Origin of the sequence: Candidatus Velamenicoccus archaeovorus, from assembly GCF_004102945.1 — a bacterium.
Lineage (GTDB): Bacteria > Omnitrophota > Gorgyraeia > Velamenicoccales > Velamenicoccaceae > Velamenicoccus > Velamenicoccus archaeovorus.
This window is the reverse complement of the sequence record NZ_CP019384.1, coordinates 291,096-307,462: the sequence shown is the minus strand read 5'-3', so window position 1 is coordinate 307,462 and position 16,367 is coordinate 291,096. Positions and strand designations below refer to the sequence as shown.

Here is a 16,367-nt window from a genome sequence, read left to right as displayed (position 1 = left end):
TAGAACATCACAAATATGTCTTGCCCTTCAGATAGCCGGCATAGTCGGCTACGGATTCCTCCAAAGAACGGAAAGACGTCTTGAAGCCGGCTTTTCGCAATCGGTCCATCCTGGCCTGGGTAAAATATTGATAACGGCCCCTGAGTTCTTCGGGCATATCGATATAAAAGATCCTCGGTTTCTGCCCCAGCGCCGCAAAGAGGGCCTTTGCCAAGTCGTTCCAGCTGCGCGCCTCGCCTGTCCCCAGGTTATAGAGGCCTGTTTTGCCGGGGTGGACGATGAAGAAGAACATCGCCTCGACGGCGTCCTTGACATAAATAAAGTCCCTCTTTTGCTCGCCGTCCTTATAATCGGCGCGGTAGGACTTAAAAAGGCGGAAATCCCCTCCGGCCATGATCTCGTCAAAACGCCGGCATAAGACACTCGCCATATCTCCCTTGTGATATTCGTTGGGGCCGAATACATTAAAAAACTTCAGGCCCGTGGCCCGGCGGCTATATCCATGGGCCCGGATCCACAGGTCGAAGAGATGCTTGGAGTAGCCGTAGATGTTCAACGGCCGCAATCTCGTCAACAAAGCGGGATCATCGTCAAAGCCGAGTTCCCCGTCCCCGTATGTCGCCGCCGAAGAGGCGTACAAAAAAGGGACCTTCCTGCGGAACGCCCAGAGGGCCAGTTCCCGGGAATAGGCAAAATTATTGTCCATGACGTAACGCGCGTCCGTGCACGTCGTAGAACTGCACGCCCCCATGTGGACGATCTGACGCACGCGGGGCATGCGGTTTGAACGGATGCGCTCCAAAAGATCGTCCTTGTCGAGGTAATCCTGGATCCGCTTGTTCGCCAGGCCCCTCCACTTATCCGATCCGTCAAGCCTGTCGACCGCCACGATATCGTCGATCCCCTCACGATTAAGCTTTTCTAAAAAACAACTTCCGATAAAACCCGCGGCCCCAGTCACGATGATCACTTAACACCTCCAGCTTGTCCGGGGAAACTCGGCGCATCCCGACGGACCGATAAGGCCTTGATGATACGCGCGCTGACGTCATAGCGGCCAAAAGGAGAAACAAGATATATCCCGTTCACGCGGCCGCGGACAGACTCGATGATCTCCATGGCGATCGCTTCGCCTTCCCGGACCGCCATCTCCCTGTCGTCGATCCGCATGCGCCGGCGGATCTCCTCGGGGATGGAAATCCCCGGCACTTCGTTATGGAGAAACTCCGCGTTCTTGCTGCTGACCAAAGGAAGAACGCCGTAAAAAACAGGAACGCCTGCGGATTTAATCCTATCGTGGATTTCCAAAATCCTCGAGGCCTCAAAAAGGGGCTGTGTCATGACAAAACGGGCCCCGGCGTCCACCTTGCGCCGCAAATAAGATATCTGGGCGTCGATATTTTTTGCATTGGGATTGAAAGCCGCCCCAACGCACATATTCAACCCCATGTGGCGGTTCATGTTCTCGATGAGCGTGATAAGCTGGATGGCGTTCAAATCATAGACATTCGTGGCCTTGCCATGGGAACCGAGCCCTACCGGATCCCCCGTGACCGCCAAAAGCCCTGTCAGGCCCAGGGCATGGGCGCCCAGCAGATCCGACTGGATACCGATGAGATTACGGTCGCGGCACGTAAAATGAGAAACGGCTTCCAGGCCTGTCCGTTCCTTCACGCAAGCCGCGGCCATAAGAGAACTCATGCGGCTCTGCCCCAAAGGATTCTCGGGCACGCTGATCACATCGGCGCCTCCCGCCTTTAAGAGATCAGCTGCAGCCTCCATCTTGCGGATGTCCGCATTTTTCGGCGGCAGAAGCTCTGCAATCACGGTAAAACGGTCACGGCCCACAAGATCCGCGATGCCTGACGATTTCTTCTCGCTGGATAGCGAAATCCTGTCCCGTCCCGCTATGCGGGGCTGGTGCAGGATAAAGGTCTCCGAGGAACGGCTCATAGGAGCCGCTCCCTTGACGGCGCGGGCCGCCAAACGGATATGCGCGGGAGCGATCCCGCAGCAACCCCCGATGATATTCACGCCTATTTCCTTCAAGGTCAACGCGTATTGGGCAAAATAGTCCGGCGTCGTCAAATAATATGTGCGGCCTTCGACGACTTGCGGATAGCCTGCGTTCGGCTGGGCGGAAACATAACCGGACGACAAGGAAACGAGACGGCGGGCTGCTTCCAGGATATGCGCCGGACCCAGGCCGCAATTGGCCCCGATGACGTCTGCGCCGCCCGCCTCCAATTCGCGGACCACCTGATGCATATCTTCCCCAAAAGCCGTCCCCATGTTTTCCTGAAACGACATTTGGCAGACGACCGGAAGCGAAGAAACCGAACGACAGACATCCAAAGCCAGACGGAGTTCCCTCAAGCTCTGAAACGTCTCGAGGACGAAAATATCGACCCCGCCGGCGAGCAGGGCCGATATCTGTTCTTTAAAAATAGCGCGGACATCTTCTTGCGACAGATCCTGTTCCAAGGGAAAACGGCCCAAAGGGCCGATAGATCCGGCGACAAAAATATCGCGGTTCCCCGCCGCCTCCCGCGCAATCCTGGCGCCGGCCAGATTCATCGCTTCCGCTTCGTTCTGAAGGCCGTAGACGGAAAGCCTGACCTTATTGGCGGCGAATGTATTGGTCTGGACGATATCGCAACCGGCATCAACATATTCCCGGTGCAGGGCCAGGACAGCCTCGGGACGAGCGATATTGAGATATTCACAGGGGCGGCCCGACGATAGCCCCCTCTCATAGAACACGGTCCCCAGGGCCCCATCGCAAACCAGGACTTTTGTTTTCAGGATTTCTTTAAAGTCTTTCGTTTTCATACGACGCCACACCGGCTGACGCGGACATGTTCGCAATCATCCGCGATAGAAACGGACGATCCTTCAATCGCCTTGCGGCGGTAAAGTGTTCTTATCTTGTGCATCCGCGGCCGGCGTCTCTTCCGTCGAAGGCAGGTCGCGCGACGTGAAGGTGCACTTCGGATAATTGCTGCAACCGTAGAACGAGCGGCCGCGATAGGACCGCCGCAGGATGAGATCGCCTCCGCAGCCGGGGGCAGGGCATTTGACGCCCGAAGAAATGGACTTAGAGTTTTTGCAGGTAGGATAATCCGAACAGCTCAAAAATTTGCCTTTGCGCCCCCATTTGACGACCATGGGCTTGCCGCACTTGTCGCAGATCTCATCGGTGTAGATGACTTCTTTCTTGATGTCCTGCGCCGCGAAATCCAGCTTCTCCTTGAATGGCGCATAGAATTCGTTCAGGATCTTGACCCAGTCGGCCTTGCCGTCCTCGATCATATCCAGTTCTTCCTCCATGTGCGCCGTAAAGGAGACGTCCATGACCTGAGGAAAATAGCTGACCAATAATTCGCTCACCTTGATGCCCAGGTCCGTCGGCAAGAGATACCCCTTCTCCCGGCGGACATAATCCCGCGACACGACGGTCGCGATCGTCGGCGCGTAGGTGCTGGGGCGGCCCACCCCGTCTTCTTCGAGGGCCTTGATGAGCGAACCTTCCGAGTAGCGGGCCGGCGGCTTGGTGAAGTGCTGGCCCGGCTCAAGCGTGACCAGAGTCAGGGCGTCCGCCGCAGCCAAGGCAGGCAGCTCTTTTTTGGCCTCTTCCTCGGAATCATCCTCCGACTTGTAGAGAACGCTGAAACCGTCAAAAATGAGCCGGGAGCCAGTCGCCTTCAGGGCATAACGGTCCGCCCGGATCACGACCGAGGTCTGCTCCATCTGCGCCGGGTTCATCTGGGACGCCACGAAACGTTTCCAGATCAGCTCGTATAGTTTAAGTTGTTCAGGGGTCAGGTACGCCTGCATGTCTTTCGGCGTACGCTTGACGCCGGTCGGCCGGATGGCCTCATGGGCTTCCTGGGCCAGCTTTTTGGATTTATAAACGCGCGGCGCATCGGGCAGATAGGGCGCGCCGTATGCCGAAGAGATAAAAGACCGGACTTCGCTCAAAGCCACCTGCGCCACTTGCGTCGAATCGGTGCGCATATAGGTGATCAACCCCACAGGGCCTTCCTCGCCCACCTCGATGCCTTCATAGAGCTGCTGGGCGATGAACATCGTCTTGGTCGCCGAATACCGCAGCTTGTTAAAGGCGTCCTGCTGCAGGGTGCTGGTGATGAACGGCGCCAGGGGAGAGCGTGATTTCATCGTCTTGTCAACGCTCTCGACCTTGAAATCCTTGGCGGCAAGGTCTGCAACGATCTTTTGCGCCTCTGCTTCGTTTGCGATCTGTATCTTCTGGTCGTCGATCTTCTCCAAGGACGCCCGGAAAGGCCTCTTGTCTTTGGCCGCCCCCTCCTTTTTCTTGAATTCGGCGTCGATGCTCCAGTATTCCTGGGGCACAAAGGCGCGGATCTCTTTTTCGCGTTCGACGATCAACCGGAGGGCCACCGACTGGACGCGGCCCGCGCTCAAGCCTCGTGTCACCTTGCGCCATAACAAAGGACTCAGGAAATATCCGACGATGCGGTCGAGGATGCGCCGGGCCTGCTGGGCGCGGATGCGGTCCTCGTTAAAGGCGCGCGGCGAACGGAACGCCTCGTCGATCGCCGACTTCGTGATCTCGTGGAATTCGACCCGGTAGACCTCCTGTTTTTTTAACGACATCCATTCCTTCAGATTCCATCCAATCGCCTCGCCCTCCCGGTCAGGGTCGGTCGCGAAATAAACGGCGTCCACATCCTTGGCCGTCTTTTTCAATTCGCCCAGGAGCTTCTTCTTGCCGGGGATGACGACGTATTCCGTCTTGTATGCGTTGTCGATCTCCACGCCCAGCTTCTTTTGCGGCAGGTCCACGATATGCCCCATGGAACTGACGACGGAAAAATCCTTGCCGAGGAATTTGGAGATCGTCCTGGCCTTGGCAGGCGACTCTACGATCACAATGGCTTTTTTAGACATGGCTCCCTTTTTTAGGCGTCAACTCGCATTCCTGGTGAACGACTGACCGGGAAATCTGCGGACAACCCCTTTGAGTTCAAGTTCGACCAAGATCGAAAGGATCTCCGGAATGCTTAATCCTGTTTTTTGCGCGATGTTATCGATATGGGCGGGCTCTCCATCCAAAGACTGCCAGACATCCCGGACGTGCTCCCTGGGATCATCCTCGTCCCATGTGTCCCCGCCTGCGGCAGACGTTTCCTCCTCGAGACGGGATTCTCCCGACGAAAAGCTCAAGAGCGGCTTGAGCGTCTCCAATATCTCTTCGGGCCGCATCACCAGACATGCCCCGTCCTTGATGAGGGCATTGACCCCGTAGGCGTTCTCCCGGCCGACCTCGCCGGGGAGAGCAAAGACCTCCCGCCCCTGTTCCAGCGCGCAGCGCGCCGTGATCAAGGCGCCGCTCTTCGCCGAGGCCTCCACGACAAGAACGCCTTTGGACAGGCCGCTGATGATGCGGTTGCGCATAGGAAAATTCTGCGGCAGGGGCGGCATGCGCAGAGGGAATTGCGATACCACGGCGCCTTCACGGGCGATCTGGCAAAACATTCCTTCATTCTCCGGCGGATAAATGCATTCCAACCCGCTGCCCAAAACGGCGATCGTCCGGCCGCCGGCATCGAGCGCGGCCCGATGGGCGGCTGTATCGATCCCCCGGGCCAGGCCGGAGACGATCGTCAGGCCGTATTCGGAAAGCCGCGAACCAAACATCTTCGCGCTCGAAAGGCCGTAGAGCGACGCCCCGCGCGAACCGACGACAGCCAAGGCATTAGCATCACACGGCAAAAGATCCCCTTTGACATAAAGAATGCATGGCGGATCCGGGATCGCGCGCAGGCTTGCGGGATAATCCTCGTCTGCGATGCTCATGATGCGGATGCCCAGCGCATCGGCCCTGCGGATCTCGGCAATGGGGTCCATCTGTCCGGGCGCCGCAAGAACCAAGCGCGCCAGAAAAGGGGTCAGGCCGGCCGCCTCGACCAATTTCTGGGGCGCTGCCTTAAAAATATCCACAGGAGAACCGAAGGCATCCAGGAGCCTGCGCATACGGATGCTGCCGATTCCCTTCACCATATTCAATAATACAAGGGCTTCAAAGTCGTTCATGCTGAAGAATGTTTAAAACCGCCTGCGCGCTCTCCTCGACGCTCAAGGCGTCGCAGTCGATCGTGTGGTGCGCCTGGGCATAAAAAGGCCGCCGTTTCTCTAAAAGCTCCTCAATCTTCTTTTGGGGATCGGCGACATTCAACAAAGGACGCGAGGCATCCGCGGCCGTGCGCCGCAGGATCGTCTCGGGCTTCGACGTCAAGCATATAACAACGCCGCTCTTCTTCATCGTGCCGATATTCTCGGGGTCGACAAACACGCCTCCGCCGCAGGCAACGGCCTGCCCTTCCCCGCGCGCCAGGCGCTTGATAAATCCCTTTTCGAGATCGCGGAAATAAGGTTCCCCCTTAAGCCGGAAGATTTCGCTGATTGGCATCTTTTCCCGAGCTTCGATCTCGGCATCCATATCCACAAGCTTCAAATTCAGGCGGCCGGCCAGAATTTTAGCCACAGCGGTCTTTCCCGTAGCCATAAATCCTACAAGGTAAATATTTTTCATTTGACCCCCGTGCCCCTCTTTTGACCACAGGACCGAATATTTCGTTACTGCTTCTACGACATAGTGAAAGAATTTTATCATAATAAGGTAAGGATGGTCAATCAATTCCTTACTTCTGTATGGGGTTTTGGGAGCAAAACGATAGCCCGGCGCAAAGAGGGCCGCTGACGATAAAAGGCCCCGGCAACTCGCGTCGCCAGGGCCCTAACTTTCTCATAACACAGAAGATATGCGGACTATAGAGACCTCGTATATCCTTTGTAATTTCTCCTGGTCTCCGTGATGCTGTCCCCGCCGAATTTTTCCAAAAATGCCTGTGCCAGGACAATGGCGACGGCAGACTCCGCGACCACCGCCGCCGCTTCCACGGCGCAGGTGTCATAGCGTTCCACCGCCGCCTTGACCGCCTTCTTGGTCACGATGTCAACGGATTCCAGGGGCTTGCCGATGGTGGCGATCGGCTTCATGGTGCATCTCAAAACCACAGGTTCGCCGTTCGTCATGCCGCCTTCGATGCCTCCGGCATGGTTCGTCCGGCGGAAATAACCCTTGTCTTTCGTGTAATAAATGGCGTCATGCACCCTGGAGCCCAAGGCATGCGCATAGGCGACGCCGAGGCCGACCTCAACGGCCTTGATGGCAGGGATCGACATGACAGCCCCGGCCAAAAGCGCGTTCAGGCGGCGGTCGGCAGCGGCATAACTGCCGATTCCCGGCGGCAACCCTTTGGCCGTGACGGTAAAGCTGCCCCCCACCGTATCGAGGTGCTTGCGCGCGGCGTCGATCTTCTTCTTCATGCGCTCTTTGTCCGTCTCGCCGCCGATCATGACGACATCGCTTGAGACCGAAATGTCGAACTCCTTCAAAAAAAGCTTGCAGACCGATCCGACGGCGACGCGACAGACCGTCTCGCGGGCGCTGGCCCTCTCTAAAACATTACGGATATCCTGATGGCCGTATTTAAGGCAGCCGACCAGGTCCGCATGACCCGGCCTAGGGTTGGTCAACGCGATCAATTCATCGATGCGGAAATCGTTGTTTTTGACGTAAAGCCCTATGGGGCTGCCGAGGGTCAGGCCGTTCCTGACGCCGGAGAGGATCTCGACGTTGTCTCCTTCAATCTTCATGCGGTCGCCGCGGCCATAACCCAGCTGGCGGCGCTTGAGCTCCATGTTCATCTCTTTTAAATCCAGCTTCAAGCCGGCCGGCATCCCTTCCAGGATCGCCACCATGCAACGGCCGTGCGACTCACCCGCAGTCAAAAATCTCAACATATGATCTCCTTGATTTTGCTAATAATGGGTAATTTCCTTGCAAAATCAACTCCGAGCTTACGCAGGAAATTTTTCCGACTCGTCCTGGAAAAATTTACAAGTGTATAAGCGAGGAGTCAATAATAATAGAACCTACAGGCCGAATAAAAATGCCAGGATACGGTCCATCCAGAATAGACATAACAACGCGCCCAGCGCCAGATACGGCCCGAACGCGATCATGCTCTCCTTGGTCTTCAGTTTGATGATGATGCCGACCACGGCGCCAAAAAGAGACGCCAAAGGAAGGGCCAGAAGGGCCGCCTGCCATCCCAAAAATGAGCCGACCATCGCCAAAAGCTTGATGTCCCCGCCGCCCATGGACTCTTTTTTAAAAATGAAATCTCCGATCAAACCGAGGACCCACAGCGTCCCGCCGCCAACGACGATCCCCAAGAGCGATGCCCCTAGTCCCAACAAATGTGTCGCCGCATGGTGGATCTGGGGAAAGATGATGCTGGCGAGGAGGCCGACGGCAATGCCGCCGATACTGATCTCGTCGGGAATAATACGGAAATCGATGTCCACGAACGTCGCGACGATCAGGCCGCAGACGAAGGCCGCAAAAACAAAAAACGGCACACCCAGCCCAAAACGATGATACAGCATCAAAAAAAGGACGCCCGTCAAAAGCTCGATCAGAAAATATCGAAAAGGGATTGGCTGGCGGCAATCGCGGCATCGCCCGCGCAACAGGATATAGCTGACCAAAGGAATATTGTCGTACCAGCGGATGAGATGTTTGCAGGACGGGCAATGCGAGGCCGGTGTGATGATGGACTCTTCGCGGCCCATGCGATAGATGCAGACGTTCAAGAAGCTGCCGATACAGACCGCAAAGAGAAAAACAAATACCATCTGCGTCACGTCAAGCACGCATCGCCTCCTTGAGTGCCCGGCGCATCGCTTCAACTGGCGCCGGCTTCCCTGTCCAGTGCTCAAAAGCCAATGCCCCTTGATACAAAAGCATACCCGACCCATTGGCTGTCTGACATCCGGCAGCCTTCGCTGCCGTTAATAGTTTAGTCTCGGCAGGATTGTAAATCAAGTCATAAACAAACAGACCGGGCCCCAACCATTCCTTTTTAACGAGCAAGGGGTCCCCGGGCTTCATGCCGACGGGCGTGGCGTTGATGATAATGTTTACATCCTCTTGCCATAACTCTTCTATCGTTGCAGCCCCTCTTGCAAAGTCTCTGCCGTAAAGAATGGTTAAATTTTCCTTTTTCATGGAATCGATATCATAAACCAGCGCTTCTCCTGCCCCGGCATCCCTTAATGCAACGGCCAAAGCCCTTGCGCCGCCGCCAGCGCCCAAAAAAGCAACTTTTTTACCTTTCACATCAAACCCGCGCTCTTTTAGATCTCTGATAAAGCCTACACCATCCGTATTAAAACCAGAAAACTGCCCATCAGAATCTAAACGTACCGTGTTAATGGATCCCATGCGCCGTGCGGTATCGTCAAGACGAGCGCCAGCTAGCTTTAAAAAAGAAAAGGCTGCCTCTTTATGGGGCACGGTGACATTGAACCCCCTGATCTTCTTCTCAACAACCGTCTTTTTGAAGAACACATCCAGGTCTTTTGGCGCAACTTCAAAAAGCTCATAGACAGCATCCATGCCGCAATGCTTAAAGGCGGCATTGTGCATGAAAGCCGAATAGCTGTGTTTAACAGGCCAGCCTATTAAACCGTAAAGCTTTCGGGTTTCCGTCATCATGGTTATAGGGGAAGAGTGCCGTCCGGGCCTTTTTTCTTGGAGGCAAGCTTATTGACGGCGTTCAGGAACGCTTTGGCAGAAGCCTCGATCACATCTGTGGAGGAACCGCGGCCCATGGCGATCTTTTTGCCCGACTGGACACGGACGGCGACCTCGCCGAGCGCGTCCTTGCCCGATGTGACGGCTTCGATCCTGTAATCCAGGAGGCGTGTTTTGATCCTGGTGATCTTCTCGATGGCTTTATAGCAGGCGTCCACGGGACCGTCCCCCGTCGAGGTAACGCTGAAACCCCTGCCCTGCTTCTTGAGGCGCACGGTCGCGCTGGGCGTCACATGCGTGCCGCTGGCATAGGAAACGGCGGCCATCTGCCAGATCTCGGCGGGCTTATTGATCTCATCTTCTATGAGGGAGACCATGTCTTCCTCATAGACGTTCTTTTTCTTGTCCGCCAGTTCCTTGAATTTTTCAAAAGCACGGACGAGCTCATCGCCGGAAACCGTGATGCCCATCTCCGCGAGCCGCTTTTCAAACGCATGGCGGCCCGAGTGCTTGCCCAAAACAAGGCTCGTGCCGGTGAAACCGACGTCCTCGGGCGCGATGATCTCATACGTTGAGCGCTTCTTCATGACGCCGTCCTGGTGAATGCCGGACTCGTGGCGGAAGGCATTGTTGCCGACGATCGCCTTGTTGGGCGCGACCACAAAACCGGTCAATTTACTCACCAGCCGCGACGTCTTGTAGATCTCCTGTGTGTTGATGGCGGCCGTGACATGGGGAAAGCTGTCGCGGCGGGTCTTGACCGCCATGACGATCTCTTCCATCGACGCGTTGCCTGCGCGTTCGCCGATGCCGTTGATCGTGCACTCCACCTGGCGGGCGCCGGACTTCACCGCCTCCAGAGAATTGGCCACGGCCAGCCCCAGGTCATTATGACAATGGACGGAGATGACCGCGCGATGGATGTTCGGCACGCGCTCGTGGATCGAGCGGATCAAGGCGCCGTATTCCGCCGGATAGGCGTAACCGACGGTGTCCGGGATGTTGACGGTCGTGGCCCCGGCCTTGATGACGGCCTCCAGCACGCGGAACAAGAATTCCGGTTCCGTGCGGGAGGCGTCCTCCGGGGAAAACTCGACATCTCTGGTGTATTTCTTGGCGTATTTGACGGACTCCGTCGCCAGCCGCAGGATCTCGTCTTCGGCTTTCTTGAGCTTGTACTGCATATGGATCTTCGACGTCGCCAGAAACACGTGGATCCTGGCGCCGCCGCGCGCGGGCTTCGTCGCCTTGTAGGCGGCGTCGATATCTTTCGTCACGGCCCGGGCCAAACCGCAGATCACGACCCCCTTGACCGTTGAAGCGATGCGGTTCACGGCGCGGAAATCCCCCGGCGAAGATATGGGAAATCCCGCTTCGATGACGTCGACGCCGAGCGTGACCAACTGGCGCGCGATCTCGATCTTCTCGCGCTCGTTGAGCGTCGCGCCGGGCGCCTGTTCGCCGTCGCGTAACGTTGTATCGAAGATAATCAGCTTGTCCATAAATGAGCCCACAACTTATGGAGCTTGCTGCAATCGGCAAACGAACATAAGTTGTCTGGGCGAATTTATCCCGTGAGCTGCAGGTGCATAGCTCATCTGGATCAAACCTTTATTTCTTCATCCAGGGCATCATTTCTCTAAGCTGCTTGCCCACTTTTTCGATCAGGTGCTCGTCGCCCTCTTTGAGCAGACGGTCAAAATTCGGACGCCCGGCAACGTTTTCGCCGATCCACTCTTTGGCGAATTTGCCTTTGACGATCTCCTTCAGTATCTTCTTCATCTCTTTACGCGTCTTCTGGGTGATGATACGCGGACCGCGCGACAGATCGCCGTAGCAGGCCGTGTTGGAGACACCCCGCCTCATCCCGGAAATGCCGCGTTCCTGGATCAGGTCGGTGATCAGCTTCAATTCGTGCAACACCTCGAAATACGCGATCTCCGGCTGGTAACCGGCTTCCACCAGCGTATCAAAACCCGCCTTGATCAATTCTGAAACGCCTCCGCAAAGAACGGCCTGTTCGCCGAACAGGTCGGTCTCCGTCTCTTCGGCAAACGTCGTCTCGATGACGCCGGCCGTCGTCCCCTTGATACCTTTGGCGTAAGCGAGGGCGATCTTCAAGGCATTGCCGGAAGCATCCTGATGGACGGCAACGAGGCATGGAACGCCCTTGCCCTCTTCATACATGCGGCGCACGAGAGCCCCGGGGCCCTTGGGCGCGATCATGATGACGTCGATATTCTTCGGCGGCTTGATCTGCTTGAAACGGATGTTAAAGCCGTGCGAGAAAACAAGGACCTTGCCCTTTTTCAGGTTCGGTTTGATGGCCTCGGTATACACCTTGGCCTGCACGTGGTCCTGCGTCAGGATCTGGATGACGTCCGCCTGGGCCGCGGCCTCAGCCGCGCTCACAGGATTGAAGCCGTCCTTCTTGGCCTGCTCAAAATTAGGCGTTCCCGCCATCTCGGAAACCACGACATCCAAACCGCTGTCGCGCAGGCACAGTGCCTGGCCGCGGCCCTGGATCCCATAACCGATGATCGCGATCTTTTTGCCTTTTAAATACGAAAGATCCGCATCGTTGTCGTAATAGATTTTCATAAAGCATTCCCCTTTCTGGTATGTCCCGGCTGCGCTTCTCTCCTCATCGCAGCCGGCTGCTATCTTGTTATTCCCGATTATTTTTCTATATGGCTACAGCCACGCGTCCTGACCTGACAAGCTCCAGGACCTTGAAGGCTTTCAGCTCGCCGATGAGATTCCTGACGTGATCGGCGTCCGCCGCCACCTCCACGACAAGGTAATCGTCTTTCTTGACGAGGACTTCCGCCTTGGCGCGCTTGATGATGCGGCGAAGCTGCGGCAGTGTCTTGGGATCGATCAGGATCTTGATGAACGCCAGCTCCCGCTCGACGTAAGCCTTCTTGGTAAAGTCCGTCACGGTGATGACGTCGATGAGCTTGTTAAGCTGCTTTTTGATCTGCTCCAAGATCCTCTCGTCTTCGGCATTGACGACGATCGTCATGCGCGAAACGCTCGCGTCCTGGGTCTCGGAGACCGTCAGCGAATCGATGTTGTAGCCGCGGGCGGAAAATAACCCCGCCACTCTCGCCAAAACACCGAAGCGATTTTCGACCAAAACAGAGATTGTATGCTTCACGATATGATCCTTGCTTTGAACAATGGAAAACTTTGTCTATTTTCTAATTTCTATTGCTCGATTGCTCTGTAAATTTTTGCAAAGCAAAAATTTACTACGCCATCCCTCCCAGCATCCTGTTCAAGGCCTCGCCTGCCGGCACCATAGGAAAAACGTTCTCTTCGGGCTCGATAACGAAATCCATCACCACGACGTTGGGCGTCGCCAAGGCTTCCTTGATCGCCGCGACCACATCCTCTTTTTTCGTGATCCGCATGCCTTTGGCGCCATAGGCCTCGGCGAGCTTCACGAAATCGGGGTTCTGCATCGGCGTATGGGAATAGCGCTTGTTATAAAAAAGCTCTTGCCACTGGCGCACCATGCCGAGATAGCCGTTGTTCAAGATTGCGATCTTGACGGGCAGCTTGTTCTGCACGGCGGTGGCCAGTTCCTGGATGTTCATCTGGATCGAACCGTCGCCGGCGATGTCGAAAACGACCTTCTCCGGCCGTCCCAACTGCGCCCCGATGGCCGCAGGCAGGCCGAACCCCATCGTGCCCAGGCCGCCGGACGAAATCCACGTGCGAGGATGGGCGTGCTGATAGAAAAGGCATGCCCACATCTGGTTCTGACCCACCTCCGTCGCAATGATGGCATCCCCCTTCGTCAACTCCTGGATCTTTTCAATGACAAACTGGGGCCTCAAGACATCGTCCTGCTTATACGCCAACGGAAATTGCTTGCGCCATTTATCTATCTGCGCCCGCCACGCGGCGGTGTCGGGTTTCTTGCGGATATAGCCGATCAGGTCGCGTAAGATCTCCTTGGCGTCGCCGACGATCGGCACGTCCACGCGGATATTCTTGCTGATGGACGTCGGATCGATATCGATATGAACGATCCTGGCATGCGGCGCGAAGGCGTCGATGCGGCCGGTCACGCGGTCGTCAAAACGCGCCCCGATCGCAATGATCAGGTCGGATTCCATGATCGCATGGTTGGCGTAAGCCGTCCCGTGCATCCCCAGCATCCCCAGGCACAAGGGGTGCGCGCCGGGAAAAGCCCCCAGGCCCATGAACGTCGTCGTCACCGGCAGCAGATTTTTTTCGGCGAGCACCTTGAGCTCCTCGCTGGCGTTCGACGAGATGATGCCTCCGCCGATGTAGAGGATGGGGCGCGAGGCCTTTTCAATCATCCTGGCGGCCTTTTTGATCTGACCCGGATGCCCTTCAAAACGGGGCTGATAGCTTCTCAAGAAAACCGATTCCGGCCACTCGAATTCCATCTTCGCGTTCTGGACATCCGAGGGAAAATCGATCACGACCGGTCCCGGCCGGCCCGTAGATGCGATATAGAACGCCTCGCGCACCGTGCGCGCCAGGTCCTTGATATCCTTGACCAGAAAATTATGTTTGGTGATCGGCCGCGTGATGCCCGTCACGTCTGATTCCTGAAAAGCATCGTTGCCGATCAAATACGTCCGGACCTGGCCCGTGATGGCGACCAACGGGATGGAATCCATAAAAGCGTTCGCAATGCCCGTCACCAGGTTTGTGGCCCCCGGGCCAGAGGTCGATATGCAGACGCCCACTTTACCGGTCGCGCGCGCGTAGCCGTCTGCGGCATGGGCCGCCCCCTGCTCGTGACGCGTCAGGATAAACTTGATATCCTTGACATCGTAGAGGGCATCGAACGTCTGGAGGATCTGACCGCCGGGATAACCGAAGATCACCTCCACCCCCTCACGTCGGAGGCATTCAATCAATATCTGTGCGCCATTCATTGTAGCCATGGATGGAATGTATCTCTTTATGCTAAAAAGGTTTAAGTATAGCTCCTTCATCAGCCGAAGAAACCATCCGCGAATATCTCAACAGGTAACCTCCGGTCACGTTCGGAGCAGGGATCTTGACCTTTTTAAGCCTTGATTTTAACTCTTTTGCGGAGATTTTCAACTCTAATTTTCTTCTGGGCAGATCGATCAGGATCTCATCGCCGTTCTTGATGGCCGCAATAGGCCCCCGCTCGACCGCCTCTGGAGAAACATGGCCGATGCAGCAGCCTTGCGTGCCGCCCGAGAACCGGCCGTCCGTGATCAATGCCACACTGTCGGCCAGGCCCATCCCTACAATGGCAGCGGTCGGCGCCAGCATCTCGCGCATCCCGGGACCCCCTTTGGGCCCTTCGTAGCGGATCACGACGACCATGCCGGACTTGATATCTCCGGAAAGGATCGCCTTCTGGGCGTCCTCTTCACGTTCAAAAACCCTCGCTTTACCCGTAAAGACGCTCATCGCCTCGCTGACGGCGGACTGTTTGACCACCGCACCCCGCGGCGCCAGATTGCCGTGCAGGATGGCGATACCGCCCTCTTCGTGATACGCTTCGTCTATCGAACGGATGACATTCTCATCGCTGACCACGGCCCGGTCGGCGATCTGGTGCGTCGAAAGGCCGCTCGCCGTCGGACAGACCGCGATCTTGCTCTTTAACCTCTTCATGACGGCGGGAATACCTCCTGCGTAATCCAGGTCTTCCATAAAATGTTTGCCGCCCGGTAGGAGATCGGTGATATGGGGCGTCTGCTTGCTCAAACGGTCGAAATCTTTTAGGCCTAAAGACACATTCGCTTCCCTGGCAATGGCCAATAGGTGCAGGACGGTATTTGTGGAGCCGCCCAGCGCCAGATCGATACGGATACCATTCTCAAAAGCCTTGCGCGTCATGATCGAACGCGACGTCACGTTCTTCTTGACCAGTCTAACGATCGCCTCACCGGACTCTTCGGCAATACGGCGTTTCTTGGCGGAAACAGCCAAGGCTGTGGCGCATCCCGGCAGAGACATGCCCATGGCTTCCGTAATACAGGCCATCGTATTGGCTGTATATAATCCCTGGCAGGCGCCCGCGCCCGGGCAGGACTCCATCTCAAAACAGGCCAGGTCCGCCTCGCCGATCTCGCCGCGCTTGAATTTTCCGACCACCTCAAAGGCGTCGCCCACCAGAGAAAGACGCTTGCCCTTGTAGCGGCCGGAAAGCATGGGGCCGGCCGTCACGACGATCGTCGGGATGTCCAGACGCGCCGCCGCCATCAACATCCCCGGTGTGATCTTGTCACAATTCGTCAGGCAGACCAATCCGTCGAGGCTGTGGGCGTTGACAAAAGATTCCACGGAGTCGGCGATCAGTTCGCGCAACGCCAAAGGATAACGCATGCCGGGATGCCCCATGGCGACGCCGTCGCAGATGCCGGGGATCCCAAAGAAGAACGGCACGCCGCCGCCGGCGGCAATACCGCGTTCGATAAAACGCTCCAGGTCCCGCATGCCGATATGCCCGGGGATGATGTCGTTGAAACTTGTCGCCACCGCGATGAACGGTTTGGACATGTCTCTTCGGGAAACACCGGTGGCATGCAGCAACGCTCTGTGCGGCACGCGTTCAACACCTTTTTTGATGGCATCGGATCGCATAAATTGCCCTCGCTTTTTATCTGCAATTTACCCCCGCTGTTTCGTTTTGGTTCGCAACGCTCACCATAAACGAAACAAAACGGCGGGGGTAAGCTCGTCCCGACAC

At 56.5% G+C, this 16,367-nt stretch carries 13 protein-coding genes; all 13 read right to left on the bottom strand.

From position 1 onward, the window contains the following. Positions 1-7: 7 nt before the first annotated feature. Positions 8-970, bottom strand: a complete 963-nt coding sequence (rfaD, locus tag BU251_RS00940) for an ADP-glyceromanno-heptose 6-epimerase (protein WP_128699037.1) — start codon at positions 968-970, stop codon at positions 8-10. Further along, entirely contained in the window at positions 967-2,832 is a 1,866-nt protein-coding gene (locus BU251_RS00935; protein ID WP_128699036.1) for a bifunctional homocysteine S-methyltransferase/methylenetetrahydrofolate reductase, read from the bottom strand. The genes rfaD and BU251_RS00935 overlap by 4 nt, the downstream gene beginning before the upstream one ends. 63 nt (positions 2,833-2,895) lie before the next feature. Next, complete coding sequence (gene topA, locus BU251_RS00930) at positions 2,896-4,932, bottom strand: type I DNA topoisomerase (protein ID WP_128699035.1); 2,037 nt, start codon at positions 4,930-4,932, stop codon at positions 2,896-2,898. An 18-nt stretch (positions 4,933-4,950) separates the two neighbouring features. After that, the gene (dprA, locus tag BU251_RS00925; RefSeq protein ID WP_128699034.1) at positions 4,951-6,078 is read right to left on the bottom strand and encodes a DNA-processing protein DprA; all 1,128 of its coding nucleotides are present in this window, start codon (positions 6,076-6,078) and stop codon (positions 4,951-4,953) included. Continuing rightward, positions 6,065-6,577, bottom strand: coding sequence for a shikimate kinase (locus BU251_RS00920; RefSeq protein WP_164908795.1), 513 nt, complete (start codon positions 6,575-6,577; stop codon positions 6,065-6,067). The genes dprA and BU251_RS00920 overlap by 14 nt, the downstream gene beginning before the upstream one ends. 236 nt (positions 6,578-6,813) lie before the next feature. Next, on the bottom strand, positions 6,814-7,851 hold the full coding sequence (locus tag BU251_RS00915; protein ID WP_164908794.1) for a chorismate synthase: 1,038 nt from the start codon (positions 7,849-7,851) through the stop codon (positions 6,814-6,816). A gap of 132 nt (positions 7,852-7,983) precedes the next feature. Beyond that, the gene (locus tag BU251_RS00910; RefSeq protein ID WP_228767820.1) at positions 7,984-8,766 is read right to left on the bottom strand and encodes a prepilin peptidase; all 783 of its coding nucleotides are present in this window, start codon (positions 8,764-8,766) and stop codon (positions 7,984-7,986) included. Next, positions 8,759-9,610: a shikimate dehydrogenase gene (aroE, locus tag BU251_RS00905; RefSeq protein WP_128699032.1), complete on the bottom strand. Its 852-nt coding sequence runs from the start codon at positions 9,608-9,610 to the stop codon at positions 8,759-8,761. Before aroE ends, BU251_RS00910 begins: the two co-directional genes overlap by 8 nt. 2 nt (positions 9,611-9,612) lie before the next feature. Beyond that, positions 9,613-11,151, bottom strand: coding sequence for a 2-isopropylmalate synthase (locus BU251_RS00900; RefSeq protein WP_128699031.1), 1,539 nt, complete (start codon positions 11,149-11,151; stop codon positions 9,613-9,615). A gap of 109 nt (positions 11,152-11,260) precedes the next feature. Beyond that, a complete protein-coding gene (gene ilvC, locus BU251_RS00895; protein WP_128699030.1) occupies positions 11,261-12,250 on the bottom strand; it encodes a ketol-acid reductoisomerase in 990 nt (329 codons plus the stop codon). Positions 12,251-12,335: 85 nt separating this feature from the next. Next, on the bottom strand, positions 12,336-12,809 hold the full coding sequence (gene ilvN / locus BU251_RS00890; RefSeq protein WP_228767819.1) for an acetolactate synthase small subunit: 474 nt from the start codon (positions 12,807-12,809) through the stop codon (positions 12,336-12,338). A 94-nt stretch (positions 12,810-12,903) separates the two neighbouring features. Further along, on the bottom strand, positions 12,904-14,580 hold the full coding sequence (gene ilvB / locus BU251_RS00885; protein WP_128699028.1) for a biosynthetic-type acetolactate synthase large subunit: 1,677 nt from the start codon (positions 14,578-14,580) through the stop codon (positions 12,904-12,906). A gap of 22 nt (positions 14,581-14,602) precedes the next feature. Next, complete coding sequence (gene ilvD / locus BU251_RS00880; RefSeq protein ID WP_128699027.1) at positions 14,603-16,261, bottom strand: dihydroxy-acid dehydratase; 1,659 nt, start codon at positions 16,259-16,261, stop codon at positions 14,603-14,605. Between the last annotated feature and the right edge of the window lie 106 nt (positions 16,262-16,367).

Excerpts from the sequence above, each read along its gene's own strand:
- topA (WP_128699035.1), bottom strand. The coding sequence starts at position 4,932 with ATGTCTAAAAAAGCCATTGTGATCGTAGAGTCGCCTGCCAAGGCCAGG.
- dprA (WP_128699034.1), bottom strand. The coding sequence starts at position 6,078 with ATGAACGACTTTGAAGCCCTTGTATTATTGAATATGGTGAAGGGAATC.
- ilvC (WP_128699030.1), bottom strand. The coding sequence starts at position 12,250 with ATGAAAATCTATTACGACAACGATGCGGATCTTTCGTATTTAAAAGGC.
- BU251_RS00920 (WP_164908795.1), bottom strand. The coding sequence starts at position 6,577 with ATGAAAAATATTTACCTTGTAGGATTTATGGCTACGGGAAAGACCGCT.
- BU251_RS00915 (WP_164908794.1), bottom strand. The coding sequence starts at position 7,851 with ATGTTGAGATTTTTGACTGCGGGTGAGTCGCACGGCCGTTGCATGGTG.
- ilvD (WP_128699027.1), bottom strand. The coding sequence starts at position 16,261 with ATGCGATCCGATGCCATCAAAAAAGGTGTTGAACGCGTGCCGCACAGA.
- BU251_RS00900 (WP_128699031.1), bottom strand. The coding sequence starts at position 11,151 with ATGGACAAGCTGATTATCTTCGATACAACGTTACGCGACGGCGAACAG.
- BU251_RS00935 (WP_128699036.1), bottom strand. The coding sequence starts at position 2,832 with ATGAAAACGAAAGACTTTAAAGAAATCCTGAAAACAAAAGTCCTGGTT.
- aroE (WP_128699032.1), bottom strand. The coding sequence starts at position 9,610 with ATGATGACGGAAACCCGAAAGCTTTACGGTTTAATAGGCTGGCCTGTT.
- ilvB (WP_128699028.1), bottom strand. The coding sequence starts at position 14,580 with ATGGCTACAATGAATGGCGCACAGATATTGATTGAATGCCTCCGACGT.